Source organism: Microbacterium sp. Soil_C_42 (assembly GCF_057656735.1).
The window spans coordinates 1-811 of the sequence record NZ_JBDGJU010000086.1 but is presented as its reverse complement, the minus strand read 5'-3'; the positions used below and the strand labels follow the sequence as shown (position 1 = coordinate 811).

2 protein-coding genes are annotated in these 811 nt (G+C 71.3%); both read left to right on the top strand.

The annotated features are described in order from the left end of the window. Nucleotides 1-307: hypothetical protein (locus tag AC3A46_RS19500; protein WP_487666697.1), on the top strand; the 307-nt coding region annotated here is incomplete at its 5' end. Nucleotides 308-419: 112 nt separating this feature from the next. Further along, nucleotides 420-811: hypothetical protein (locus tag AC3A46_RS19495; RefSeq protein WP_487666696.1), on the top strand; the 392-nt coding region annotated here is incomplete at its 3' end.

Here is an 811-nt window from a genome sequence, read left to right as displayed (position 1 = left end):
ACCCGGCCGCGGTCTGGCCCTGCTGCGCCCGGACCCGGCCGCCCTCGACCCGTGGTTCCTGGCCGGATTCCTGCGCGGCACCGCCAACACCCGCCGCGCCAGCAGCCACGCCTCCACCGCCACCCGGCTCGACGTCCGCAGGCTCCGACTGCCCCGGCTGCCCCTGGCGCAGCAACAGGGCTACGGGCTGCGCTTCCGGGCGCTCGCCGAGTTCGAGGACGCGCTACGGCTCGCGGGGCGGCTCGGCGAACAACTCGTCCAGGGTTTCCACGACGGCCTCTCCGACGGCACGGTCACGCCGGAGTGAACAGCCGTGCAGCGAGCGTGCAACGGTTGCGCGCATCCCCTCACCCCTGGCCGGGAACGCTGTATACCCTTCAGACCCGAAACCTCTTCCGCACGGCCCGTCAGGAGCAGCGATGCACGGCCCCGGCCTTCCGCCGCAGCACGGCCCCCAGTCCGATTCCGGGGGTGTGATGGCATTGCGCGTGGTGTTCGTGCTGCTGCCCATCCTCAGCTGCGGCTTCCTCGCCTGGGGTTCCCTGCTGCGGCTCGCCCTGGTCACCCGCAAGTCCCGTGACTGGACGCTGATGGTGGTCAGCGGTGTGCTGGCCGTCGTGTGGATGACGCTCATCCAGATCGACCCCACCCCCGACGTCAACGGCTGGCAGGGCAACCTGGGCGCCGGCGGCTCGATCTTCAGCGGACTCGCGATCTGCGTGTACTTCCTTGTCGCCGACATCAAGCACCACGAGGCCCGGCGCACCGCCCCGACCGCGCAGTGGTACCCGACGCAGTCCGCCCCGTACAC